The organism is Thalassospira mesophila, from assembly GCF_002115755.1.
GTDB lineage: Bacteria > Pseudomonadota > Alphaproteobacteria > Rhodospirillales > Thalassospiraceae > Thalassospira > Thalassospira mesophila.
Genome location: NZ_JFKA01000086.1, coordinates 1 through 336, shown reverse-complemented (window position 1 = coordinate 336; position 336 = coordinate 1). Strand labels below are relative to the sequence as shown.

Sequence of the window (336 nt, the reverse complement as noted above, 5' to 3'; positions counted from 1 at the left end):
GGGAAGGCATAGACAGCCAGGATGTTGGCTTAGAAGCAGCCATCATTTAAAGAAAGCGTAATAGCTCACTGGTCGAGTCGGCCTGCGCGGAAGATGTAACGGGGCTAAACCATGCACCGAAGCTGCGGCAGCGACGCTTAGGCGTTGTTGGGTAGGGGAGCGTTCTGTAAGCCGTTGAAGGTGGCCTGTGAGGGTTGCTGGAGGTATCAGAAGTGCGAATGCTGACATAAGTAACGATAAAGCGGGTGAAAAGCCCGCTCGCCGGAAGACCAAGGGTTCCTGTCCAACGTTAATCGGGGCAGGGTGAGTCGACCCCTAAGGCGAGGCTGAAAAGCG

The 336-nt window shown here is 55.7% G+C and carries 1 rRNA gene; it reads left to right on the top strand.

From position 1 onward, the window contains the following. Window positions 1-336, top strand: a 23S ribosomal RNA gene (locus TMES_RS22155); the annotation flags it as partial.